Annotated in this window: 1 pseudogene; it reads left to right on the plus strand. The window is 74.8% G+C overall.

Annotated elements, in window-relative coordinates:
- Nucleotides 1-172 precede the first annotated feature (172 nt).
- Nucleotides 173-314 (plus strand): annotated as a pseudogene (locus RKE29_RS30700) (DUF742 domain-containing protein); the annotation flags it as partial.

Consider the following 314-nt stretch of genomic DNA (forward strand, 5'->3'; position numbering starts at 1 on the left):
ACCGCGCCGGAGGCGTCCTCACCCCCGACCTCCGTGCCGAACTGCAAGGCAGTCTGCTGAACTGACCGCCTGCCAGCCGACTGCCAGCCCGCGCGGCCGTCGCCGGACGCCATCCCGCCGGCACCGACCCGACGGCTCGCCCGTTCCCTTGCTGTTCCGACCCGGAGGACCCATGACCCCGCCCCCCGCCTCGCCCGGCCCGTACGGCGGCCATTCCGCCACGCCGTACGGGGGCGAAGGCGACCAGCCCTTGGTGCGTCCGTACGCCATGACCGGCGGGCGCACCAGGCCGCGGTACCAGCTGGCCATAGAGG

The organism is Streptomyces sp. B1866 (assembly GCF_031932565.1).
GTDB lineage: Bacteria > Actinomycetota > Actinomycetes > Streptomycetales > Streptomycetaceae > Streptomyces.